At 73.1% G+C, this 23274-nt stretch carries 20 protein-coding genes; 10 read left to right on the top strand and 10 right to left on the bottom strand.

The window, feature by feature from the left end; genetic code table 11:
* Window position 1 precedes the first annotated feature (1 nt).
* The gene (locus ABZS77_RS24560) at window positions 2–2140 is read right to left on the bottom strand and encodes an acyltransferase family protein (RefSeq protein ID WP_354827106.1); all 2139 of its coding nucleotides are present in this window, start codon (window positions 2138–2140) and stop codon (window positions 2–4) included.
* Window positions 2141–2211: 71 nt separating this feature from the next.
* Window positions 2212–2694, bottom strand: a complete 483-nt coding sequence (locus ABZS77_RS24555; protein WP_354827141.1) for an Lrp/AsnC family transcriptional regulator — start codon at window positions 2692–2694, stop codon at window positions 2212–2214.
* Between the two features lie 96 nt (window positions 2695–2790).
* Between ABZS77_RS24555 and pdhA the strand changes: the two genes are divergently transcribed.
* The 4 genes from pdhA (at window position 2791) to ABZS77_RS24535 (ending at window position 8190) form a co-directional block, all read left to right on the top strand.
* The gene (gene pdhA, locus ABZS77_RS24550; RefSeq protein WP_354827138.1) at window positions 2791–3990 is read left to right on the top strand and encodes a pyruvate dehydrogenase (acetyl-transferring) E1 component subunit alpha; all 1200 of its coding nucleotides are present in this window, start codon (window positions 2791–2793) and stop codon (window positions 3988–3990) included.
* Complete coding sequence (locus ABZS77_RS24545; protein ID WP_354827135.1) at window positions 3987–4991, top strand: alpha-ketoacid dehydrogenase subunit beta; 1005 nt, start codon at window positions 3987–3989, stop codon at window positions 4989–4991. The genes pdhA and ABZS77_RS24545 overlap by 4 nt, the downstream gene beginning before the upstream one ends.
* Window positions 4976–6394 (top strand): dihydrolipoamide acetyltransferase family protein, encoded by a 1419-nt coding sequence (locus ABZS77_RS24540; protein WP_354827132.1) that lies wholly within the window; start codon window positions 4976–4978, stop codon window positions 6392–6394. The genes ABZS77_RS24545 and ABZS77_RS24540 overlap by 16 nt, the downstream gene beginning before the upstream one ends.
* 116 nt (window positions 6395–6510) lie before the next feature.
* Complete coding sequence (locus ABZS77_RS24535; RefSeq protein WP_354827104.1) at window positions 6511–8190, top strand: right-handed parallel beta-helix repeat-containing protein; 1680 nt, start codon at window positions 6511–6513, stop codon at window positions 8188–8190.
* Window positions 8191–8248: 58 nt separating this feature from the next.
* On the opposite strand, the gene ABZS77_RS24530 is transcribed toward ABZS77_RS24535, so the two are convergent.
* Complete coding sequence (locus ABZS77_RS24530; protein ID WP_354827101.1) at window positions 8249–10348, bottom strand: PQQ-dependent sugar dehydrogenase; 2100 nt, start codon at window positions 10346–10348, stop codon at window positions 8249–8251.
* Window positions 10349–10371: 23 nt separating this feature from the next.
* The gene (locus ABZS77_RS24525) at window positions 10372–11337 is read right to left on the bottom strand and encodes a sugar phosphate isomerase/epimerase (RefSeq protein ID WP_354827098.1); all 966 of its coding nucleotides are present in this window, start codon (window positions 11335–11337) and stop codon (window positions 10372–10374) included.
* Between the two features lie 586 nt (window positions 11338–11923).
* On the opposite strand from ABZS77_RS24525, the gene ABZS77_RS24520 reads away from it, so the two are divergent.
* Complete coding sequence (locus ABZS77_RS24520) at window positions 11924–13192, top strand: Ig-like domain-containing protein (RefSeq protein WP_354827095.1); 1269 nt, start codon at window positions 11924–11926, stop codon at window positions 13190–13192.
* Window positions 13193–13242: 50 nt separating this feature from the next.
* Here the strand turns inward: ABZS77_RS24520 and ABZS77_RS24515 are convergent, their stop codons facing one another.
* Window positions 13243–14259 (bottom strand): SMP-30/gluconolactonase/LRE family protein, encoded by a 1017-nt coding sequence (locus ABZS77_RS24515; RefSeq protein ID WP_354827093.1) that lies wholly within the window; start codon window positions 14257–14259, stop codon window positions 13243–13245.
* A gap of 245 nt (window positions 14260–14504) precedes the next feature.
* On the opposite strand from ABZS77_RS24515, the gene ABZS77_RS24510 reads away from it, so the two are divergent.
* Entirely contained in the window at window positions 14505–14909 is a 405-nt protein-coding gene (locus tag ABZS77_RS24510; protein ID WP_354827091.1) for an STAS domain-containing protein, read from the top strand.
* 62 nt (window positions 14910–14971) lie between these two features.
* On the opposite strand, the gene ABZS77_RS24505 is transcribed toward ABZS77_RS24510, so the two are convergent.
* Window positions 14972–15364 carry an FKBP-type peptidyl-prolyl cis-trans isomerase gene (locus ABZS77_RS24505; RefSeq protein ID WP_354827088.1) on the bottom strand — a complete coding sequence of 131 codons (393 nt, stop codon included), beginning with the start codon at window positions 15362–15364 and terminating at the stop codon, window positions 14972–14974.
* 218 nt (window positions 15365–15582) lie between these two features.
* Window positions 15583–16131 carry a hypothetical protein gene (locus ABZS77_RS24500; protein ID WP_354827086.1) on the bottom strand — a complete coding sequence of 183 codons (549 nt, stop codon included), beginning with the start codon at window positions 16129–16131 and terminating at the stop codon, window positions 15583–15585.
* Window positions 16132–16320: 189 nt separating this feature from the next.
* Between ABZS77_RS24500 and ABZS77_RS24495 the strand changes: the two genes are divergently transcribed.
* Both ABZS77_RS24495 and ABZS77_RS24490 read left to right on the top strand, forming a co-directional pair.
* Window positions 16321–17010, top strand: a complete 690-nt coding sequence (locus ABZS77_RS24495) for a CBS domain-containing protein (protein ID WP_354827084.1) — start codon at window positions 16321–16323, stop codon at window positions 17008–17010.
* 192 nt (window positions 17011–17202) lie between these two features.
* Window positions 17203–18081 carry a TerC/Alx family metal homeostasis membrane protein gene (locus ABZS77_RS24490; protein WP_354827129.1) on the top strand — a complete coding sequence of 293 codons (879 nt, stop codon included), beginning with the start codon at window positions 17203–17205 and terminating at the stop codon, window positions 18079–18081.
* Window positions 18082–18090: 9 nt separating this feature from the next.
* Here the strand turns inward: ABZS77_RS24490 and ABZS77_RS24485 are convergent, their stop codons facing one another.
* From ABZS77_RS24485 to ABZS77_RS24475, 3 genes are read right to left on the bottom strand one after another with little or no spacing between them, the layout of a single operon-like run.
* Window positions 18091–18816 (bottom strand): helical backbone metal receptor, encoded by a 726-nt coding sequence (locus ABZS77_RS24485; RefSeq protein WP_354827082.1) that lies wholly within the window; start codon window positions 18814–18816, stop codon window positions 18091–18093.
* Between the two features lie 60 nt (window positions 18817–18876).
* Window positions 18877–19437, bottom strand: coding sequence for a hypothetical protein (locus ABZS77_RS24480; protein ID WP_354827079.1), 561 nt, complete (start codon window positions 19435–19437; stop codon window positions 18877–18879).
* Complete coding sequence (locus ABZS77_RS24475; protein WP_354827076.1) at window positions 19434–20546, bottom strand: Asp23/Gls24 family envelope stress response protein; 1113 nt, start codon at window positions 20544–20546, stop codon at window positions 19434–19436. Before ABZS77_RS24475 ends, ABZS77_RS24480 begins: the two co-directional genes overlap by 4 nt.
* A 253-nt stretch (window positions 20547–20799) precedes the next feature.
* Between ABZS77_RS24475 and ABZS77_RS24470 the strand changes: the two genes are divergently transcribed.
* Together ABZS77_RS24470 and ABZS77_RS24465 are read left to right on the top strand one after the other, a co-directional pair.
* Entirely contained in the window at window positions 20800–21684 is an 885-nt protein-coding gene (locus ABZS77_RS24470; protein WP_354827073.1) for a DUF2726 domain-containing protein, read from the top strand.
* Window positions 21685–21965: 281 nt separating this feature from the next.
* Window positions 21966–23255 carry a hypothetical protein gene (locus ABZS77_RS24465; protein WP_354827070.1) on the top strand — a complete coding sequence of 430 codons (1290 nt, stop codon included), beginning with the start codon at window positions 21966–21968 and terminating at the stop codon, window positions 23253–23255.
* The last annotated feature ends 19 nt before the right edge of the window (window positions 23256–23274 follow it).

The raw sequence follows: 23274 nt of genomic DNA, 5'->3' as shown, positions 1-23274 counted from the left end.
GTCACAGGCCGGCGACCGCGGGCGTGAGCGCGGTCCCCAGCGGACCCGCGAGGGTCGCCGAGTAGGTGGCGGTCAGGTGGTGCGCGTCGCGCCAGACGAGGACGCCCCCGATGACCGGCGCGCAGCGGTCCGCCGGGCAGATCCAGTCGTTCAGGTCGATGAGGCGTACGCCGGTGAGTCCGTGGGCCGCCGTTTCCTGGGCGGGGCCGCCGCCGAGGCGCAGGGCGTCGGCGCGGGAGGTGGCGCAGGTCGTCAGGTGGGTCGGATGCTCGGACACGCATTCGGCCATGTTCCGGGGGTGCAGCGGCGTGTCCCGCAGCACCACCACCGGCAGTTTCTCGGCGATCATCGCGCTCCACGTCCGGCGCAGCTCGCGGGCCATCGTCGAGCGCCACGCCGACGCCTTCTCACCCCGGACCGGGTATTCGGCGTTGGTGACGATCAGGAGGTCGGGGCGGTCCGCGCCGAGCAGTTCCGCCCGTACTCTCCTGTTCCACTCGGTGCAGGACGAGTAGGGCCGGCGGTTCAGGGAGATCTCGGCGGTGAGGAACGGGCAGCCGGACTTGGTGTAGGTGGTGAGCCGCCAGCCGTTCGTCTCGGCCGCGCCCCGCAGGGCGGGTATCCAGTGGTCGGCGTGGGAGTCGCCGACGAGCGCGAGCCGGGTCGTCGCGTCGTTCCTGCCGTGGACGCACGCTGTCGGGGTCGACGACTCCAGGCTCACGTGGCAGCTCGTCGACCCCTGCGGATGCCCCGTGTCCCGGGCCGCCGTCACCGGGTCGGGGATGATCGACGCGACCCGGTCCACGGGCACCCCGGCACGGCTGGAGCGTGGGGAGGCGCCGAGGACGGCGGCGCCCGGCGCCGCCGGCGCGCCCGCCCCGGGCACCTGGCCCAGGACGGCCGTCGACGCGGGAGCCGGGCCGGTCGTCGACGGGACGACCAGGTGGAACGCGAGGCCGGCCAGTGCCGCGACGCCGGTGCACGCCGCCCCGATCCGCAGCGCGACGAATGGTCGGGACGTGAGGGTCCGCGACCGGCGGATCGGATTCTCGACGAGGTGGTGGGTCAGCGCGGCGGGGACCGCCGAGGCGGCGACGACGGCGAGCGCGCCCCCGACGCCGAGATCACCGAAGTGGGCCTGCGCGGCGATCAGCAACGGCCAGTGCCACAGGTACAGCGAGTACGACATCCCGCCGAGATGACGTAGCGGCTGCCTGCCGAGCAGCAGCCCGGGACCGGCGCGGCCGGCGGCCGTGCCGAACGCGATGACGGCGGCCGTACCGACGGTGGGGCCGAGGGCGGCGTACCCCGGAAAGCCGGCCTCCGTGTGGATCAGCGCGGCCGAGGCGCCGACCGCGACCAGCCCGGCCCAGGCCAGGGGTGCGGCCACCGGGCGGGGAGACCGACCGAGCCGGGTCGCCGTGACGGCGACGATGCCGCCGAGGGCCAACTCCCACATCCGGGTCGTGGTGACGTAGTACGCCGACGGGTCGGTTGGCGAGACGGACAGCGCCCAGCCGAAGGACGGCACCGCGATCAGGGCCAACCCGAGCAGGTGCAGGCCGCGTCGCCCGCGCCCGCGCCGCCGGGCGACCCACCCGAGGACGAGCAGCAGCAGCGGCCAGACCAGGTAGAACTGCTCCTCGACGGCGAGGGACCAGAAGTGCTGGGCGATGCTCGGCGCGTCGTCGACGGCGACGTAGTCGAGGGACTGCCCCGCCATGCGCCAGTTCATCGCGTAACACGCGCTGGCGATGACGTCCCAGGCGGTTGCGGACCAGCGACCACGGGGGAGGAAGAGGTAGGTCAGCACCAGACTGGCGACGAGCACCGTCGCGGCGGCGGGCAGGAGGCGTTTGGCCCGTCGGGCGTAGAAGTTGGCGAGCGACAGGCGTCCCCGGGTGTCGAGTTCCTCCAGCAGCAGGCCGGTGATGAGGAAACCCGAGATCACGAAGAACACGTCCACCCCGACGAAGCCGCCGGACAGGTACGGCACTCCGGCGTGACCGAGGAGCACCAGCAGCACGGCGATGGCCCGCATGCCTTCGATGTCCGCCCGGAAGGACGGGCCGCTGTCCGGGCGTGGCGCGGTGGAGACGGCCGTCCTGGCCGATGCCCAGAGGTCGCTGGAGATAACCACGTCGCGGATGGTACGGGGCAAATGTGACCGAATGACCGATCCCTGATCGTTGCCCGCTTCGTGTCACGGCCCTACTGCCAGGGACTCTGTGTCCCCTCGAACTCCTCGAACACCAGCCAGGACCGCGTGGACAGCACACCCGCGATGCGCTGCACCCGGTCCAGCACCACGTACCGCAGCGTCGCGTTGTCCGGAGCCCGGACCAGGGCCAGTACGTCGTGCTCCCCGCTGAGCAGCGCCACGTGCTCGACGTACCGGACCCGGGCCAGCTCGGCGGACACCTCGCGCCAGGTGTTCTGCTCGATCGTCAACGCCATGTACGCCGAGGTGCCCAGCCCGGCGACCTCCGGCGCCACCTGGGCCCGGAAGCCGGTGATCACGCCGTCGCGCAGCAACCGCTCCACCCGGGCGTAGGCGTTGGTACGGGAGATGTGGATCCGTTCGGCCAGGGTGCGCACCGAGGTCCGGCCGTCGCGGACCAGCTCGTCGAGGATCCGCCTGTCGACCTCGTCCAGGTGCTGGGCCGATCGTCCCGATCCGCTCGCCCGGCTCACCCCGTCTGTGGGCTCCTGGCTCACCGAAGCTCCCTCCCCATGCCAATCGTCCCGCCTTCCTGGTGGATCTTGAGTCAATCATCCGACAGCGGAAGCATAGGCTCACCACACGTCCCAGGAGGTTCCGCCGTGACGACCACTCCCCAGGCGGTCCGTAGGGCATCCCCGCGTACCCGTCGGGCGGCCACCCCGCCCGACCCGGCGCGCCCACTGCTCCCGGACGCCGAACCGGTCCGCCTGCTCGACCCGACCGGCACGCCGCTGCCCGCCCGCACCGACTATCCGGAGCCACCCGTCGAGGCGCTGCGCGAGCTGTACCGCCGGATGGTGCTCGGCCGCCGCTTCGACACCCAGGCGACCGCGCTGACCAAGCAGGGCCGCCTCGCCGTCTACCCGTCCTCCCGGGGCCAGGAGGCGTGCCAGGTCGCCGCCGTGCTCGCGGTCCGCGACACCGACTGGGTGTTCCCCACCTACCGCGAGTCGATGGCTCTGGTTGCCCGGGGCATCGACCCGGTCGAGGTGCTCACCCTGCTGCGCGGAGACTGGCACTGCGGCTACGACCCGACCGAGGTGCACACCGCGCCGCAGTGCACGCCCCTGGCCACCCAGTGCGTGCACGCCGCAGGCCTCGCGCACGGCGAGGCGTACCAGGGACGCGACACCGTGGCGCTGGCCTTCATCGGCGACGGCGCGACAAGCGAGGGCGACTTCCACGAGGGGATCAACTTCGCCGCCGTGTTCAAGGCGCCGGTGGTCTTCTTCGTGCAGAACAACAGGTACGCCATCAGCGTCCCGCTGTCCCGGCAGACCGCCGCGCCGTCGCTGGCCTACAAGGGCGTCGGCTACGGCGTGCCCAGCGAGCAGGTCGACGGCAACGACCCGGTGGCGGTGCTCGCCGTGCTCACCCGCGCGGTCGCGCACGCCCGCGCCGGCAACGGGCCGTTCCTCGTCGAGGCGCACACCTACCGGATGGAACCGCACACCAACGCCGACGACGCCAGCCGCTACCGCGACGGCGCCGAGGTCGACGCCTGGCGTGACCGCGACCCGGTCGCCCGCCTGGAGACCTACCTGCGCGCCCGGAGCGTGCTCGACGACGCGGCGGTCACCGAGGTCGCCGAGCAGGCCGAGGCGTACGCGGCGGACCTGCGTACGCGGATGAACGAGCAGCCCAGCGTCGATCCGCTGAGCCTCTTCGACCACGTCTACGCCGAGCCCACCCCGCAGCTGATCGAACAACGTGAACAGGTCCGCGCCGAACTGGCCGCCGCGAGTGACGAGGACGGTGCCGCCTGATGGCCACCACCATGGCGAAGGCGCTCAACACCGCGCTCGCCGACGCCCTCGACGCCGACGACCGGGTCGTCGTCTTCGGTGAGGACGTCGGCCAGCTCGGCGGCGTCTTCCGGATCACCGACGGCCTCCAGGCCCGCTTCGGCGAGAAGCGCTGCTTCGACACGCCCCTCGCCGAGGCCGGCATCGTCGGCTTCGCCGTCGGCCTGGCCATGTCCGGGCTGCGGCCGGTGGTCGAGATGCAGTTCGACGCGTTCGCGTACCCGGCGTTCGAGCAGATCGCCTCGCACGTGGCCAAGCTGCGCAACCGCACCCGGGGAGCGCTCAGCGTGCCCATCGTCATCCGGGTGCCGTACGCCGGCGGCATCGGCGGGGTGGAGCACCACTGCGACTCGTCCGAGGCGTACTACGCGCACACCCCGGGCCTGAAGGTGGTCACCCCGGCGACAGTCGAGGACGCGTACTCGCTGCTGCGCGAGGCGATCGACGACCCCGACCCGGTGGTCTTCATGGAGCCCAAGAAGCTCTACTTCGGCAGCGCCGACGCGACGCTGCCGGCGCGTACCGAGCCGTTCGGCCGGGCCGTCGTGCGGCGTCCCGGCCGCGACGCCACCCTTGTGGCGTACGGGCCGGCGGTGCCGGTCGCGCTGGAGGCCGCCGAGGCCGCCCGCGAGGAGGGCTGGGACCTGGAGGTGGTGGACGTGCGCACGATCGTGCCGTTCGACGACGCCACCATCGCCGCCTCGGTCCGGCGTACCGGCCGTTGTGTGGTGATCCAGGAGGCGCCGGGCTTCGCGGGTGTCGGCGCCGAGATCGCCGCCCGGGTGCAGGAGCGCTGCTTCCACGCGTTGCACGCCCCGGTGCTGCGGGTCGCCGGGCTGGACATTCCGTACCCGGCGCCGATGCTGGAGCACACCCACCTGCCCGGCGTCGACCGGGTCCTGGACGCGGTGGCCCGGTTGCAGTGGGACGACCAGCCCGACGCGCGTTGGGCGGCGGCGTGACCACCGTCGAGCGGACGCAGGTCTTCCTCCTGCCCGACCTGGGCGAAGGGCTGAGCGAGGCCGAGATCGTCGAGTGGCGCGTGGCGGTGGGCGACATCGTGACCGTCGACCAGAGCGTGGTCGAGGTGGAGACCGCCAAGGCGGTCGTCGACGTGCCCTGCCCGTACGCCGGCCGGGTCGTCACCCTGCACGGCGCGGCCGGCGAGGTCCGGCCGGTCGGCCAACCCCTCATCACCATCGCGCCCCTGGACGGTGGCGGCGACGAGCCCGCCGGGCACGCCACCTACCGCGAGGAGGAGCGGGCCGGGTCCGGAAACGTGCTCATCGGGTACGGCACCGGCCACGGCGGCGCCACCCGGCGTCGGCGTCGCCCCCGACTGGCCCTCGCCCCCGAACCGGTCGACGCCGGCCCGGCGGAGGCCGCCCGGCCCGACACCCGCCGCGCCGACTCGACAGGCACCGACGCCGGGCCGACGGGGCGCACCCTCGTGGGCACCGCCCCCACCGGTCCGGCGCGGTCAGCGGCCGCCCTGGTGATCTCACCGATCGTCCGACGGCTGGCCCGTGAACACGGCGTCGACCTCGCCACGCTGCACGGCAGCGGACCGGGCGGGGTGATCCGCCGCGCCGACGTGGAGGCGGCGCTGGCCGCGCCGACGGCCCGGCTCGCCGCCGTGCCGGACCCGCAGGCGCCGTCGGCCCAGGGCGACGACGACGTGATCATTCCGCTCACCGGTGTGCGCAAGGTGATCGCCGACAAGCTGTCCCGCAGCCGGCGGGAGATCCCCGAGGTGACGATCTGGGTGGACGTGGACGCCACCGGGCTGCTGGAGACACGGGCGGCGATCAACGCGGCGACGCCCGACGCGCCGGTGAGCATCCTGGCCCTGCTGGCCCGGATCTGCCTCAGCGGTCTGCGCCGGTTCCCCCAGCTCAACTCCCGCGTCGACACCGACGCGCAGCGGATCGTCCAGTCCGCCGGTGTGCACCTGGGCATCGCCGCGCAGACCGACCGGGGCCTGCTGGTGCCGGTGCTGCGCGACGCCCAGCGGCTCACCACCGCCGAACTGGCCGCCGAGCTGGCGGCGACCACCACCGCGGCGCGGGCGGGCACCCTCCCGCCGGCCCGGCTCACCGGCGGCACGTTCACGCTCAACAACTACGGCGTGTTCGGTGTCGACGGCTCCACGCCGATCATCAACCACCCCGAGGCGGCGCTGCTCGGCGTCGGGCGGATCGTGGACAAGCCGTGGGTCGTCGACGGGCAGCTCGCGGTCCGCAAGGTGACCCAGCTCAGCCTCACCTTCGACCATCGGGTCTGCGACGGCGGGGTGGCCGGCGGCTTCCTGCGGCACGTCGCCGACTGCGTGGAGCGCCCGGCGCTGCTGATCGCCGCCGTCTGACGCGTACCCGGCCCCGGCGTCGCCCACGCGGCGCCGGGGCCGGCCCGCACCCGGGGGTTTCCCGCACCCGTCACCGGGAAGTCGGCGCGCACCACCCGCGTCGAAGGGAGCCGGCCGTGGCCTACGAGGCGAAACTCAACTCGGTCCGCGTGCGCCGGCCCGCCGCGGCCGGGGCACCGCTCTACTGCGACGCGCTGGAGTACGGGCTGACCGGCGACGGCGCCACAAACGACCAGCCGGCGCTGGCTGCCCTGGTGGACCGGCTCGGCGCCGGGTACGCCTCCGACGGGCGGGCACGTGTCATCTACTGCCCGCCGGGCATCTACTCGATCCGGGACGCCGGCACCGTGTGGCGCAGCGGGGTGTCGCTGATCGGGGCCGGCCCGGCGGCCACCCGGTTCATGCTCAGCAACGAGGGCAACCGCTCCGACCCGACCCCGCTGGCGTTCTGGACGACCCTCCAGCACGGCGCCGACCGGGACCGGCACATCGCCGACTGCACGTTCGCCGACTTCCAGATCGACGGCTCGGGCGTGGCGATGGCCGAGTACAACTACCTGGCCAAGGGCCTCGGCCTGCAGTACGTGGTGCGGGGCGTGTTCCGGAACCTCTACATCCACCACACCGCGGCCAGCGGGCTGGGCTGCGACTTCCTCCAGGACACCCTGGTCGACGGCGTCGTGGTGGTCGGCTGCGGCCGGCTCGACAACGGCGAGCAGATGGGCGGTGCCGGCATCGGTATCGGCGTCGGCGGATGGGGTCCGGTGGAGCGGCTGACCATCGCCAACTGCACCGCCCTGGCCAACGGCACCAACGGGATCTTCCTGGAGTTGCAGAAGGACTACTGGGAACCGCCCCGCGGCTACCGCATCATCGGCTGCCACAGCCAGGGCAACCGGTTCGGCATCTCCGACTGGGGCACCGACGGGCTGATCGTGTCCGCCTGCACGATGACCGGCAACCTGGAGGCCGGCTTCGACGTGTCGTCGCAGGGCACCTCGTCCGTGGCCGGGCGGGGTGGACTCGTCACCGACTGCGTCATCGACGGCAACCTGCGGGACGGGGTCAGCATCGGCAACAGCCCCGGCCCGTACACCGTCCGGGGCAACCGGATCAGCGGCAACGGTCAGCACGGCTACCACGCGCGTGACCTCCGGCGCGGCTACCAGGGCCCGATCCGGGACGTGGTGATCGAGAGCAACGAGTTCTGGGGCAACGGGCTGGACGCGGTCCGCATCGACCACCAGATGACCGACACCGTGCTGCTCAACAACCGGATCCGCAACAACGGGCGGCAGTACGCGCGGGCCGCCGGCGGTGCGGGCGAGGCCGTCCGCTACAGCGAACGGACCCTGGTGGACCGGACCGCCGACTGGCCGCACGACGGGCACCGGGGCAAGGTCCTGCGGGTCGGCCGGTCCGTGGCCACGGTGGCCGCCAACACCGGCGACGAACTCACCCTGGCGCCGGTCCGCCCGGACGCGTTCAGCGCGTGGAGTGGGGACGTGCCGCCGCCGGGCTGCGCGTACGAGCTGGACCCCGCACCCGGGCGGCGGGCCGGCATCACCATCAACGCGGCGTTCGACTCGGCGACCGTCCGCGGCAACCGGGTCTGGGACAACCACGAAGCGCGGACCCAGACCCACGGACTGTGGATCACCGAGCGGGGCAGCTGCGTGGACTGCCGGGTCGAGGACAACGACCTCGCCGGCAACGCCGAGGCCGGGATGCGGCTGGACACCCCGCCGGTGGGCGGACGCTGGCGCGACAACCACGTCGACAGCGACTGGAGCTGAGCGACGGGCGGCGGCGGCCGGAATCCTCCGACCGCCGCCGCTGTCACCGTGGAACTGGTCAGCCGGCCAGGCCGGCCACCGGGGTCGGGTCCAGCACCACCGTGGCCGAGGCCGACTGCGGCGGCACGCCCGGCTCGGTCGGCGCGTCGGTGTACTCCGCGACGAAGACCGCCGTCAGATTGTCCGCCCCGCTGTGCCCACCGTCGATGAAGGTGGGGATGGTTCCGCTGCAACCCGTCGACGTGGAGAGCGGGTGCCCGTGCTCGTCGTGCCCGAGCACGTAGGTGACCTTCACCCGGGAGCAGTCCACCGGCAGGTCGTCGGTGACCTTCACCTCGTACGCGACCGTCTGCCCGAACTGGAAGGGCTGCCCGGCCACCGGGGCGACGAACTCGACGACCGGCGCGGTCGGCCCGACCACCAACGGCAGGGTCGCCGAGGCGGAGCGTCCGGTACGGTCGGTCACCTTCAACGTCGGGGTGTACGAACCGTTCTCCGCGAACGTCCAGGTCGCGTTCGGAGCGGTGCTGTCCACCGAACCGTCCGCGTTGAAGTCCCACGCGTAGCTCAGCCGGTCACCGTCCGGGTCGGTCGTGCCGGCGCTGGAGAACGCGACGGTCAACGGCGCCTGCCCGACGGTCGGGGTGCCGCTGATCTTCGGGATCGGCGTCCGGTTGCCCCGCACGAAGTCGATCCGGGACAGCTGCGCGTCCGGGTTCTCGGCGAAGTAGCCGTCGCCGTACTCCAGTACGTAGAGCGCGCCGTCCGGGCCGAACTCCATGTCCATCGGGTTGTCCACCACCAGCGACGGCACCACCGGCCGGATGTCCGCGACGTCGCCGTCCTCGTCGAGGCGGAACTCCTTGATGTAGTCCCGGGTCCACTCGTAGAACAGCGGAACCCCGTCGTAGTAGGCCGGCCAGCGGGTCCGCGAGGTGCTGGTCCCGTCGTAGTCGTACGCCGGGCCACCCATCGGGCCGATGCCGCCGGTGCCCAGCTGCGGGAACTCACCGGACGCCGCGGACGGGTACCAGACCTGCGGCTGCTCGACCGGCGGCAGCTGCCGCTTGCCCGTGTTGTGCGGTGAGTCGTTGACCGGGCGCGCGCAGTTGAACTTCTTGCCGGACTCGCCGGTGGCGAAGTCGTAGTCGCGGTACGCGATCGTCGGCGTCACGCAGTACGGCCAGCCGTAGTTCGCCGGCTTGTCGATCATCATCCACCGGCCGTGTCCGGCCGGCCCGCGCTCCGGGTTCGCGGTGGAGGCGTCGGGGGAGTAGTCCGCCAGGTACACGTTGTCGGTCCGCCGGTCCACCGCGAAGCGGAACGCGTTGCGCAGCCCCATCGCGTAGATCTCCGGACGGGTCTTCGCCGTCCCCGGCTTGAACAGGTTGCCGGCCGGCACCGTGTAACCACCACCGGCCTTCGGCTTGATGCGCAGCAGCTTGCCGCGCAGGTCGTTCGTGTTGGCCGAGCTGCGCTGGGCGTCGTACGCCGGGTTCCGGTCGGCCCGCTCGTCGATCGGGATGTAGCCGTCCGAGGCGAACGGGTTGGTGTCGTCGCCCGTCGACAGGTACAGGTTGCCCTTGCTGTCGAAGTCGATCTGCCCGCCGACGTGGCAGCAGATGCCCCGGTCGGTGGCCACGTCGATGATCTGCTGCTCGCTGGCCAGGTTGAGCTTCATCCCGTCGAGCTTGAACCGGGACAGGCGCAGCGCGCCCTTGAACCGCTGCCAGTCCGCCGCGGTGCCGGTCTCCGGCGCGTCCCCCTCGTTGACGCCGGGCGTGGCGGGATCGTCCACCGGGGTGTTCAGCGGCGGCGAGTAGTAGAGGTACACCCACTTGTTCTGGGCGAAGTTGGGGTCGATGGCGACCCCCTGCAGGCCTTCCTCGTCGTGCTCGTACACCGGGATGTCGGCGGCGAGGGTGTTCAGCCCGGTGCGCGGGTCGTGGATGCGGACCTCGCCGGTCCGGGAGGTGTGCAGCACCCGCAGGTCGGGCAGGACGGCGAGGCTCATCGGCTCGCCCGGGAAGTCGTTGAGTGTCACTTTCTGGAAGCTGCTGTCCGGCGGCGCGGCCGGCGCGGCGGCGGCGGCCGCCGGTGGCACGGCCAGGCCGGCCGTCACCAGTAGCAGCGCGGACGCGAATGCGGTCCTGTTCATCAGGTCGTCCCCCGAGGTAGTTTTCAGTACCGGAGTGAGGCGAGGTAGTCGAAGCCGACCCGGGCGGTGTCCAGGGCGTCGGCGGGGACGCGCGGCGAGGTGCCCGCGTCGTCGCGCTCCACGATGTACTCCTCGATGCCCGCCTCCCGTTCGTGGGCGAAGATCCGACCGAAGTCGATGACGCCGTCACCGAGGTCGGCGAAGCCGCCCTCGACGTCGAGGTCCTTGACGTGCACCTGGCGGATCCGGCCACGGTTGGCCCGGATCACGTCGACCGGGTCGTGGGCGCCCCGCCAGGTCCAGTAGAGGTCGAGTTCGAAGTGGACCAGCCGGGGGTCGGTCTGCGCGGTGAGGATGTCGAAGCCGGTCGAGCCGTCGGTCAGCGGCACGAACTCCAGTTGGTGGTTGTGGTAGCCGAAGTCGAGGCCCGCGCGCTCGGCGAGCCGGCCGGCCCGGTTGAGGTCCCGCGCCAGGGCCCGGTAGACAGCGGGGTCCCGGATCGCCTGACCGTTGGCGTCACGTCCGAAGTACGGGTGCACGATCTTCTTGCTGCCGAGGGTGTGCGCGTCCTCCAGGGCGCGTTGCCAGGTGGCGTCGTCGAACGGCTGCGGGATGCCGGTGTGCCCGGAGGTGGCCCGGAGTCCCGCCTCGTCGAGCGCGGCGCGGAACTGCGCGGCGGTGCGTCCGACGAAACCGGCGTGCTCGACCCGCCGGTAGCCGCTGCGGCGCAGCGCGTCCAGGGTGCCGGGCAGGTCGGCCGCCAACTGGTCACGCAGGGTGTAGAGCTGGATGCTGATCCGGTCCACCGGCACCCGGCGGCGACCGCCGGAGTGCCCACCCTGCGCGCTGGGCGCGGCGGCGGCCGGACCCGCGAGCAGGCCCGCGGTGCCGACCGCGGCGGCCGACACCGTCGCCGCGCGGAGCAGGCCGCGCCGGCTGAGCGCCTCGGCGGCCGGTGTCGGCTCCGATCGGTTGGTCTGTTGATCCATGGTGGTGGTCCCTTCCTGACGGCAGGTGCGCCGTCGACGGCGGTCGACCGACTGCTGCCAGTCCCGGGCGCGCCGAACCGGCCGGAGGCGTGGCTCCGGCGGACGGTGAGGGACGGCGCGCGGGGCGCGACCCGGACCCATCGGGGCGGGACGCGGCGGCCCGGCAGGGGCGGCGGCAAGCTGATCGACGAATGGGCAACCCTCTATCTGGATCCGGACCCTACCCTTGCCCACGGACGAAGGCAAAGCTTCGTCGTGTTCGGCAGAAGTTTCGCTCCAAATGACAAAAGTCGGTGCCCGGGGTGCGCGCCCGCACCCCACCCCCCGCCGGTACCGGCCCGGCGCCGCGCGGCCCGCCGCCCCGCCCGCCTCGTCGGCCCACCCGCCATCCGGACAGCCGGGCCGGGCCCCCGTGAAGCGGAGCAAAGGACGCGAGTCGGGTCGGGTGCGCCTTTGTTCCGCCAAGCGACGCAACGCCGGAAAACGCGCCGGTAAATGCGCCGCCGATTATTTCCGAATGGCGTGGGCACGCCTGTCACGGCGACGAAGATGTGGCAGAGGGAAGTCGAAAACGGGGGGACAGAACATGACGTCGAGGCGGCGACTGACGCTGTTGGCGGTAACCATCGCGGCCGCACCACTCGTCCTGGGCGGGTGTACCGCCGAGCGGGATGCGGCGGCCGGGTCGGCCAAGGGGCACGCCGCGCCTCCGGAGCTCACCGTGTCACCGGGGGACAAGACCCGGGACGTACCGGTCAGCGCCGAGGTGGGCACCACGGTCAAGGGCGGCCGGGTCACCGCCGTACGACTGACCGACGACAAGGGCGCGCAGGTCAAGGCCGAACCGCGCGAGGACGGCTCGGGCTGGGTGCCGAGCACGCCGCTGCAACCTCGCCGGACGTACACCGCCGAGGTGACCGCGACCGGCGACTCGGGTGCCACCACCACCCGCAGCACCACGTTCACGACGATGGCCAAATCCACCAAGCCACAGATCACCAGCACCCTCTATTTCGTGGGCAACCGGACGTACGGCACGGCCATGCCGGTAACCGTTGCGTTCGACCCGGGAATTCCGAAAGAGGCCAGAGCGGATGTCCAACGTCGGTTGTTCGTAAAGACGAATCCGCCGCAGCCGGGTACCTGGTCGTGGCTCGACGACGGAACGCAGGTCTATTACCGGGCGCCCGATTTCTGGAAGCCCGGCACGACGATCAGCGTCCGGGCCGGCCTGGAGGGCCTGCCGATCGGCAAGGACCGGATCGGCGACGCCGAGCGGACCGCGACCTCGAAGATCGGCCGCCAACTCGCGCTGGAGATCGACAACGCCACCAAGCAGATGACCGTGCTGCGCGACGGCAAGCAGATCCGCCGCATCCCGGTCAGCATGGGCAAGCCGAGCACACCCAGCTCCAGCGGCAAGATGGTGATCATGGAGAAGCACGAGCGGACCACCTTCGACACCCGGGGTGAACCGAACGGCGGCTACGTGGTCGACGTCGACGACGCCCAGCGGTACACGTGGGGCGGCGAGTTCATCCACTCGGCCCCGTGGTCGGAGGGGGAGCAGGGCTTCACCAACACCTCGCACGGCTGCGCGAACGTCTCCGCCGCCGCGGCCGACTGGCTGATGGGCGTGACCCAGGTCGGTGACCTGATCACCGTCAAGGGCACCGAGGTGGAGTTGCAGCCGGGCAACGGGTGGACCGCGTGGAACGTGAGCTGGGACGAGTTCGTCCGGGGCAGCGCCCTGCCGGTGCCGCCCGGGCTCAAGCCCGCGCCGCCCGCCCCGGCGCACCCGGGTGCGGTGGCCGGGGGATCGCCCGCCCCGGCGCCCTCGGTCAGCGGCCGCTGAGGCGGCGTCGTCCGGGCCGGCCCGCCGTCGCGGCGGGCCGGCCCGCGCCGTCAGTCCAGGGGTACGCGGGCCACGCCCGGCCCGATCAGGCTGCCCAGCCAGAGGTGGTTGCCGTGCTGACGTACCCCGGTGATCATCCAGTAGTGCCCGGCCGGACCGTGCAGCGTCCGGAGGACCGTGCCCGCGCCGTCGACCAGGGCGACCAGCCCGTAGCGGCGCGGTTGCGGCTGCATCGCGTCGGGCAGCAGCGCGGCGATCTGCCGCAGCCGCGGATGCGGCAGCAACCGCTCCGCGATGGGCACCCGTGGGCTGGGCAGCGCGATCCAGTACGTCCCGTCGCCCACCGCGGAGAGATTGTCCGGGTACGCGGGCAGGTCGGCGAGCACCCGCACCCCGCCGCCCAGCTCGACGCGGAGCAGCCGGTGGGTGGTGGTCTCCACGAGCATCAGCGCCGACTCGTCGGGGGTCAGCGCGATCCCGTTGGGGAAGTACAGCCCGTCGGCCACCACCTCGGTACGACCACTGCCCGGGCGGTGTGCCAGCACCCGACCGTTGGGGCGGTGCTCCAGCAGGTCCCGTTTCCAGTGTGAGACCGGGAACCGGTCCGAGGAGTCGGTGAAGTAGACGGTGCCGTCGCGGGCCACCGTCGCGTTGTTGGCCAGGTGCACCGCGGGTGCGGTGCCGGTCATCTCGCGGACCGCCCCGTCGGGTGTGACCCGCAGCAGACCCCGGTACGCGTCGCAGACGACGAACGCTTCCCCGGACGGCTCCACCTCGATGCCGAGCGGCCGGCCGCCCGTCTCGGCCAGCAGCCGGGGCTGGGTGCCGGCGGGCGCGTCGGCCGGCCACCACCACAGCCGGCCGTCCTCGTCGCCGCTGATCACCCGCCCGGCGGGGTCGACCAGCACGTCCTCGGGGCCGACGGCGCCGTCGGGCAGTGGCAGCAGGTCGACCTGGTCGAGTCTGCGGTCGGTGGCGGCCCACGCCCCGGCGAGCGGGGGAGGCACGGTGGCCGGCTCGCGAACGGGCCGGATCAGCCGGGGTGGCCGGGGCCGGGGGATCACCATCGGCCCATTGTCACCCGCCGATGTCGTCGGTTCCCGCATCGCCGCGCGGCACCACGATGATCGACATGGCGTCGGTGTGTCCGGTACGGCCGGTGTTCCCAGGGATCGTCCGATCGACGGGGGTACCGCCCCCCGGCCTCCACCCCGAGGGGGACCCCGGGGGTCTCCGGGGATGACCCTGGGCGTACCCGGAATCACTCCGCGGACGGGCGAAACTGTCGGTGGTCCAGGATAGGTTTCTGGACATGGAAGAGCGCAGCGACCGGTTGGACGTGCAGGTCAACGTGGGTGACCGGGTGGTCCGCGTGCGGGTGGCCGGCGAGGTCGACATCGCGACCGTCGGTGCGTTCCGGTCCGCGCTGTGGTCCGCGCCGGCGCGCCCGGTGCTCCACCTGGAGATGTCCGGGCTGCGACTGCTCTCCGCCGCCGGCGTGCGGACGCTGCTCGCCGCGCACCTGCGCATCCGCGCCCGTGGCGGCGAGCTCGTGCTCGTCGACCCGACCCCGGTGGTCGCGCGGGTGCTGCGCGCCACCGGTCTGCACCGGGTGATGACGGTCCTGGAGCCGAGCCGCGTGGTCGACGCCGCGCGCCGCCTCGACGCCGCGCGCCGCCCGGCCGACCCGTCCGCGGACCTGATGCTCGCCGCCTGAGCCCGACGCCCACGCGCGCCGCGCCCCGGGGGCCGCCCGACGACGACCCCCGGGAGCGTCGATCAGCGCAGGCCGAGCAGGTCGACCACGAAGACCAGGGTCTCGCCCGGCTTGATGACGCCGCCCGCGCCCCGGTCGCCGTACCCGAGGTGCGGCGGGATGGTGAGGCGACGCCGGCCGCCGACGCGCATGCCGACCACGCCCTGGTCCCAGCCGCTGATGACCTGGCCGCCGCCGAGCGGGAACTCGAACGCCTCGCCCCGGTTCCAGGACGAGTCGAACTCGTTGCCCGTGGAGTGCGAGACCCCGACGTAGTGCACGCTGGCGAGCTGACCCGGCTGCGCCTGCGGGCCCTCACCCACGGTGATGTCCTCGATCACGAGGTCGGCCGGCGGCGCACCCTCGATCGGACCCACCTCGGGCTTGCCCGAACGGGCGCCTGCTGCCTGGTTCATGTGGGGATCTCCTGCCATGTCGGTGATGTGTCCGGTCACTTCGATCCTGCCGGATCACGCCCCACCGATGTGCGGCGGACCCGCCACCGGGCCGAACTCCCCGACCCGCCCGCCCGGCTCAGCCCACCTGCCCGGCGCACGAGGCCTGGTGTGCGAGGTAGTCCGGGCACGCGTGGGGCGGGCGCCGCCGGATGGGGGCGCCCGCCGTGCAGGGGGAGTTACCGGAGCCAGGGGAGTCGGCGCACGATCGGCAGGTTCGCCCAGAACCGGCCCAGACCCCAGGTGTCGCCGGCGTTGACGAGCGCCAGCACCGCGAGCACCGCCGCGTAGATCAGGTGGTCGTCCATGAAGGGGTTGTTCTCCGGGGGCAGGACGGCGGTCCACATGAGCACCAGCAGCAGCCCGCCGGCCACCGCGGCGACCCGCATGCCGATGCCGAGCAGCAGGGCGACGCCGATCCCGGCCAGACCGATCATGAACAGCCAGTCCGCCCAGGCGGCTCCGGCGATGCCGGTGTAGAGGTCCTTGAAGGGCCCGGTCACGCCGAAGGTGAGGAAGCCCTTGGTGGGGCTGCCGCCGTTGATCCAGGCGTTCTTCGACTCGGTGGCCATTCCGAGACCGAACAGCTTGTCGAGGAATGCCCAGAGGAAGATCCAGCCGAGTGCCAGGCGGGTGCCGGCCAGGAGGTACCGGACGGCCCTCTCCCGGGTGCCGGCCGCCGGTGTGTCGGCGGTGGTCCGCTCGATCGTCGCGGTCATGGTCTCCACGTCCCTTCGTTGCCTCGCACCGCGCTTCCCGGTGGCATCTCCAGTGGACTCCCGTCGCGGCGTGCACGGCAGGGCCGACCGGTCCTCGTCGACCCGGGACCTTGGACCTGTTCAGGCCCGGGCTCGTGCCTCTGACCGGTGCCGTCGTGTGGTCGTAGCGTCCGGGGTGGAGACGAGAGGGAGGTCGTGATGAGGACCTGGCAGGTGGGCGACGTGATGACCCGGGAGGTCGCGACCGTGGTGGCCGGGACCCCGTACCGGGAGGTGGTCGACGTGCTGCTGCGCCGCGACGTCAGCGCGGCGCCGGTGGTCGATGGGTTCGGTCGGGTGCTCGGTGTGGTGTCCGAGGCTGATCTTCTGCACCGAATCGAACGTGCCGGCGAGCCGGCGCAGCGGCGCGTCTTCGAGAGCCGCCACCGGCGCGACGCCCGCAGCAGGAGTGAGGCGTTCGTCGCCGGGGATCTGATGACGGCGCCGGCGGTCACCACGTACCCGGAGGCGCCGCTGTCGGCCGCCGCCCGGCTGATGGACCGTGAGCGGGTGAAGCGGTTGCCGGTGCTCGACGACCTCGGCCGGCTGGTCGGCATCGTCAGTCGGGCCGACCTGCTGCGGGTGCACCTGCGCTCGGACGCCGAGATCCGCGAGGACGTGGTGCAGGAGGTGCTGCGCCGGGTGCTCGCCGTGCGGGACGGCCTGGTCACCGTGAAGGTCCACCACGGCGAGGTCGATCTCGCCGGCCGGCTGGACCGCCGATCCGCCGTCGACCTCGCCGGCCGGCTCGCGGCCCAGGTCAGCGGTGTCGTCCGGGTGAGCAACGCGATCACGTACGACAGCGACGACACGGTCGTCGACGCGAGTCAGGTGATGCCTGTCGCGTGACCGCCACCGGTGGTCGGGTTGGCCGGAGCGCCGACGCCGGCCGGGCCGCTCGCCTAGGCTCGGGAGCGGCCGGCCGGCCGACGCGGGTGGCGGTGCGGTGCGGTGGTCGATGCCGGGGGGCGCCGGGTGGGTGAGGCGACGGTCGCGGTGCCGCTGTGGGCGTGGGGCGCGGTCGGCGCGGTGATCGCCGTGATGCTCGTCGCCGACCTGCTCGCGCACCGGGACAACCACGTCATCGGGTTGCGGCAGGCGCTGCTGTGGAGCGGCGTCTGGATCGCCTCGGGCGTGTTGTTCGGGTTGGTCGTCTGGTTCGGCCTGGGCGCCGAGCCGGCCATCGCGTACTTCTCCGGCTACCTGCTGGAGAAGGCGCTCTCGGTGGACAACGTCTTCGTCTTCGCGCTGCTGTTCGGCTACTTCCGGGTGCCGGCGGGCTACCAGCACAAGGTGCTGTTCTGGGGCGTCGTGGGGGCGCTGGCGTTCCGTCTGCTGTTCATCTTCGCCGGCGCCGAACTGCTGGACCGGCTGGCCTGGGCCGGGGTCGTGCTGGGGGCGTTCCTGGTGTGGACCGGGTGGCGGCTGGCCGTACGCGGGGAGCCGGACGTCGATCCGGAGCGCAACCGGATCGTGCGGCTGTTCCGGCGGGCGGTGCCCACCGACGCCCGCTTCCACGGTGACCGGTTCACCGCCCGGGTCGGCGGGCGACGGGTGGCGACCCTGCTGCTGGTGACGCTTGTCGCGATCGAGGCCACCGACATCGTGTTCGCGATCGACTCGGTGGCGGCGATCCTGGCCATCACGACGAGCACGTTCCTGGTGTGGACGGCCACCGCGTTCGCCGTGCTGGGGCTGCGCAGCCTCTACTTCTGCCTCGCCGGTCTGCTGCGGCACTTCGCCTACCTGCGCTACGGGCTGGCGGTGGTGCTGGCCTTCGCGGGGCTGAAGCTGATCCTGGCCGAGACGCCGGTGGGCAGGCTGCCGGTCTGGCTGACCCTCGCGGTGGTGGTGCTGAGCCTCACCGTGGCCGTCGGCGCCAGCGTCGCGGCCGCGTGCCGCGCCCGCCCCACCGGCTGACCCGCCGGTTCAGTCGGCGCGTACCGGGCGGGAGAGCTGGTCGGCCAGCAGCGCGGGCGCCTCGGCCAGGGACGGGCCGTACCAGGTGAGGTGCCGACCGGAGAGCAGAGCGCACGGTACGCCGGGGAACGCCTCCGGCCCGTCGTTGGCGGTGAACCGGTACGGCTCGTCGGGCAGCACCACCAGCTCCGGCGATCGGGCGCGCAGGTCGCTGAGGGGCGGCCGGGGATAGCGCTCGGGGTGGTCGTCGTAGGCGTTGACGACCCCGAGCCGGCGCAGCACGTCACCGGCGAACGTGTCGCCGCCGAGCACCACCCACGGTCGCCGCCAGACCGGCACCACCGCCCGGCGGACCGGGCTGAGCGTGGGCGGCTCGGCCCAGGCCCGGCGCGCCGCCCGCAGCCAGGCCGGTTCGGTCGGCGCACCGAGTTCGGCGAGCAACTCGCCCAGCTCGGTCAACGCGCCCGCGACCGTACGCGGATAGGTCACACGTACCGGCACGCCGGCCGCCCGCAGCGCGTCGGCGTCGGCCCGGCGGTTCTCCTCCACGTTGAGCAGGACCACGTCCGGCCGGAGCGCGCGGACCCGGTCCAGGTCGGGGTACTTGCTGCCGCCGACCCGGGCGACGTCCAGATCCACCGGATGACCGCACCAGTCGGTGGCGCCGACCAGCGCGCCGGGCAGGGTGAGCGCCACCGCCTCGGTCAGCGACGGCACCAGCGACACCACCCGCATCCCGCACACCTCCCCGTCCACCGCCCGGGACCGATCATGCCCGGCGGGGCGGCGACGCCGTCAGGGGCCTCCGGGTGTGATCCGGGCGGTCACGTCGAGGTGCGCGGGTCGGCACCCGGCGGTCGCGGCGAACCGGCGGACCGCGGCGTGCACGTGCTCGCGTACGCCCGCCGCCCCGGCGTCGGCGGTCAGGTCCACCCGGATCCACACGTCGGGGTGCGGCAGCGTGCCGGTGAGCACCACCCGGGCCGCTCGTACCGCCGGGTCGCCGGTCAGGTCGCGCTCAAGGGCCCGGGCCAGGACGTCGGCCGCCAGCCGGGTGCGTCCCGGGCGGTGTCCGGGGCGGCTCAACGTGCCGCGCAGCGCCCGTCGGGGACGGCGCAGCTCCCGGGCCAGGAGGCGTTGCCCGGCGAGGGCGGTCAGCATCCCGGCGACGGCCGCGGCCAGGGTGCTCCACGGTGTGGCCAGCCGCCACGCGTCAAGCAGCCCGTCGCCGAGCACCGTCGCGCCGGGGCCGTCGTCCGGCGGCGCGCCGACGCTGACCACGAGCGCTGTCGCTCCGCCCGCCACCAGGACAAGCGCGACGATCGTCCACAACAGTCGGTGCGCGGCGTCACTCATGCCGGCCGCCCGTGCGGCAGCAGCCGGATCTCGACCCGGTCCGGCCTGGGCGAGGCGAGGTGCCGCAGTTCCTGGTGCACCGCGTACTCGATCTCCGCCCGGGCCGCCGGATCGCCGGTAGCGCGCACCCGGGGGTGCCACCGGTCGCCGCGCTGGCGGATCCGTACCCGCGCACGGCGCACACCCGGGACGGCGCCGGCCGCCCTGGCCAGCCGGCGTTCCACGCACCGGCGGCGCAGGTACCAACCGTCCCGCTCGCCGACGTGGAGGCGGACGGGTGTCCAGCGGCGCAGTTGGGCGGCCAGGACGACGAGTCCCAGGAGCACGGTCACGACGGCCACCGTCCGGACGTCCGGGTCGTGCCAGCCGGTGGTGGTCAGCGTGTCGTACCAGCCGGTGGGGAGGACCGCTGGCTCCGGGAGGCGCAGGCTGACCAGCAGCGCCTGCACCGCGACCAGCGTGCCGCCGACGAGCAGGGCGACGGACAGCGCCAGCGAGGCCGCCCGGTTGACGGTTCGCATGCCGTTCGCCGGCGACTCGGTCGCTCGTGGCGTCGCCGCGCCGTCCGCGCCGGGGACGCGCAGGTCGTCCACCGTCACGGTCACGGCGGCGACGGTGAGTCCGGTGGCGGTGGCGACCCGCTCGGCGACGGTCGTCCGGACGGCCTCGGCGACGGCGGGCACGCTCCGCCCGTACGTGGTGACCAGGCGCAGGTCGAGGCCCACGGACCGTCCGCCCAGGCGGACGGTGGCCGAGTGGGCGCTGGCGACGCCCGGTACGAGCCCGGCCGCCTCGGTGGCGATCCGTGCGACGTCCGCCGCTTCGACGGTGTCCCGCCGTCCCAGGTTCGTGGCGCCGTCACCGCTGGTGGCGGTCTCCCGGTCGACACCGCGGGCCGGGCCGGGGCCGGGCCGGGGGGTGGCGATCGGGCGTTGGGGGAGCCGGTGGTGGCGCCCGCTCCGGTCGGCCCGGGGCCGGCGCAGGATGGTCGGATCGCCGGCCCGCCGAGGTCGGCGAGCGGGGCGAGGGCTGTCACCCGGGCGTGGGCGGTCACTCGGGCGGGCGCCCGGACCGCTGTCGGCGAGGCGGCCGACCTGTTGTCGCGACATGCTGACCTCCCGGCCGGCCCGCTACCGGCGACCCCGCTGCTTACACCGGGCGGGGACCTCTGGAACGCGACAGCCATGTGATCCAGATCACATGGCTGTCGCCGGTGTCGACCCTCGGCACGCTTCTCCGACGCTTCGTGCCCGAAGGGCCCCCGACGCGCGTACCGGTGCCCGCTGTGATGCCATGGACGCATTCCATGATCGACCGCCTAGACTCGGCCCGGCCCGACCGAGCGGCGGATGGATCAGGCAGATGACGAGCACCGGCAGCGACGAGCGCGGCTGGCTGCGGGCGGCGCCCGCCGACGGCGCGGGCGCGCTGTTCAGCCGTGCCGGCCACCGCGTGTATCCGGCGCGCCGGCTCAGCGACCTCGTCCAGGGACGCCCACCGGGTGTCACCGGCAGTCAGTGGAGTTCGGCGAGCCGGGCCGCGTTCGACTTCGTGCTCTGCGCCGAAGGCGGCGGGCGGCCGGTCGTCGCCGTGGAGATCGGCCCGGTGCCACCCGCCGGTTCGGCGCAGCAGCGCGCCGAGCGCCTGAAGGACGCGGTGAGCGCCGCGGTGGGCCTGCCCGTCCTGCGGATCGGCTCGCCGACGCTGCGGGCCGGCGAACAGGGCCGACGCCTGATGGAGTACGTGATCGACGCGCGGGCCTACGCGGCGGGTGCCGGGCTGGGCGGGGACGGTGACGACGAGCCGGCCCCGGTGGGCTTCCGGGACATCCTCGGCCGGCTGCCGGACGGCCGTACCGGACCGGTGAACGACCTCGGCGCGCTGACCCGCGCCGCCGCGGTCGACGCGTACGTGGCCGGGCGCCTCGCCGACCCGATCGTGCGCGGACTGCACGTGCGCTGGGCGGACGGCCCGGCGCAGGGGTGGAGCTGGGTGCAGGTGCGCCCGGACTCCTGTCTCGTCGAACGGGTCTCGGTGACCGAGCACCGGTTCTCCTGCGGCGTCGACGCGGCCCGCCTGGCCGAGGATCTCGCCACGGTGGCAGTCGGGGAGCGGCTGCGTACCGCCGGGACCGACGGCGAGCCGCTTCTGCCACGCGTGGAACTGACGGCGCAGATCGCCGCGCTGAGTCGCCGCCGGGACGAGTTGGTCGGCGGGTTCGCCTTCGACCACCTGTGCGCCGACTGACCGGCGTCCGTTTCCCCAGCTGACCCCGCTCCGGATCGGCTCGCAACAATTCTGCGCGACCGTTGAACCTTCCTGCTCGCGGTCCCGTACTCCTGCGCGAATGAAGAGGATCTCCCCATCCGCGTCGACCCTGACGTGGAGGACGGTGCGGAAAGGGCATCGTCGGCCGTCGACACATCACCGGGTAGGTCGTGGTGGCCGCCGTTGACGCGTGCCATCTCAAATCCGTCGGTCCGCCGAGGGCAGGAATCCAGTACCGGATCGAGAAGGAGAGCAATTCGATGCGCAGGTCCACTCGGGCGCGCCGGGCATCCGGCAACGCGCGGAGCAAGCGTCTGCTGGCCGTTGTCGGCACGCTCGTGGTCTTCGGCGGAGTTGTCGCCGTGACCCAGATTTCGTCGGCCCAGGATCGGCGGACCAACAAACCCCGCCCGGCCGCGGGGCAGTGTGTCGAGCCCAGCCCGGGCGCGACCGCGCCGAGCGGAAATGGTTCGACCAGCCGGACCTGGCAGAATGGTCGGTGGGTGCGGAACCACTGGGGTGACGGGCAGCAGTCGGTCCCGGAGTGCGAGGACGGCAAGGACGGCACGGTGGGCACCGGTTCGGCCGTCGCCTGTCCGGACGTGGCGTCGAAGCTGCCGCAGGTGCCGCAGCGGGCCCGGGCCGAGGTGGACCGCAATCTCGCCCAGTTGACGACCCAGATCGCCGAGGCCGACCGCCGCCTGGCCGCCGAGGGCAACAAGGGTGAGGCCTTCATCCGCAACGCGATCCTCCAGCCCCTGGCCGGCAAGCGCCGCGCGGTGCTGGACCGCATCACGACCGCCATCGACCGGGTCGGGCCCCGCCCGCAGGGTCTGGCGCAGCTCGCCGAATGTCAGGTGCAGCCGACCGGCGGCAACGGTGGCAACAACGGCGGTGGCAACACCGGTGGCGGGAACACGGGCGGTGGCACCGGCAACGGTGGCAACACCGGCGGTGGGAACAACAACGGCGGTGGGAACAACGGCGGCAACGCTCCCGGTGCCGGACTCGGCGTGCTCGCCAACAACTGTGACGAGAGCCAGCTCCAGGCGCACGACGGCTTCCAGAACGGCAACCGGTGCGTGAGCACCGAGTTCGGTGAGGTCGGCGCCGCCGCCAACAACCCCTCCCTGCTCATCACCCAGTTCCCCCAGCAGGTGGGCCGCAACCAGCCGTTCACGCTGCGGGTCAGCACCCGCAACCTGGTCCGGGACCGCTTCCTGGCCGCCGGCCAGGGTGGGTACTACGTGGAGAGCTCTCTGCTCAACGCCCAGGGCCTGGTCCGAGGGCACTTCCACACGGCGTGCCGGATGCTGGACAGCCTGACCACCCCGCCGGAGCCGCAGGAGGTGCCCGCGTTCTTCGTGGCCACCGAGGACGGTCGCGGTGGCGCCGAGCCGGACGAGGTGACCATCCAGATCCCCGGTCTGCCGGAGTCGGGAACCGCGCAGTGTTCGATCTGGGCGGGTGACGGTTCGCACCGTCTGCCGATGATGGAGCGCGCCAACCAGACGCCGGCGTTCGACTCGGTGCGCATCTCGGTCAACTGAGTCGTTGTACGACCGGCTG

The organism is Micromonospora sp. NPDC005298, assembly GCF_040607375.1.
GTDB lineage: Bacteria > Actinomycetota > Actinomycetes > Mycobacteriales > Micromonosporaceae > Micromonospora.
This window is presented reverse-complemented; position numbering and strand designations above follow the sequence as displayed.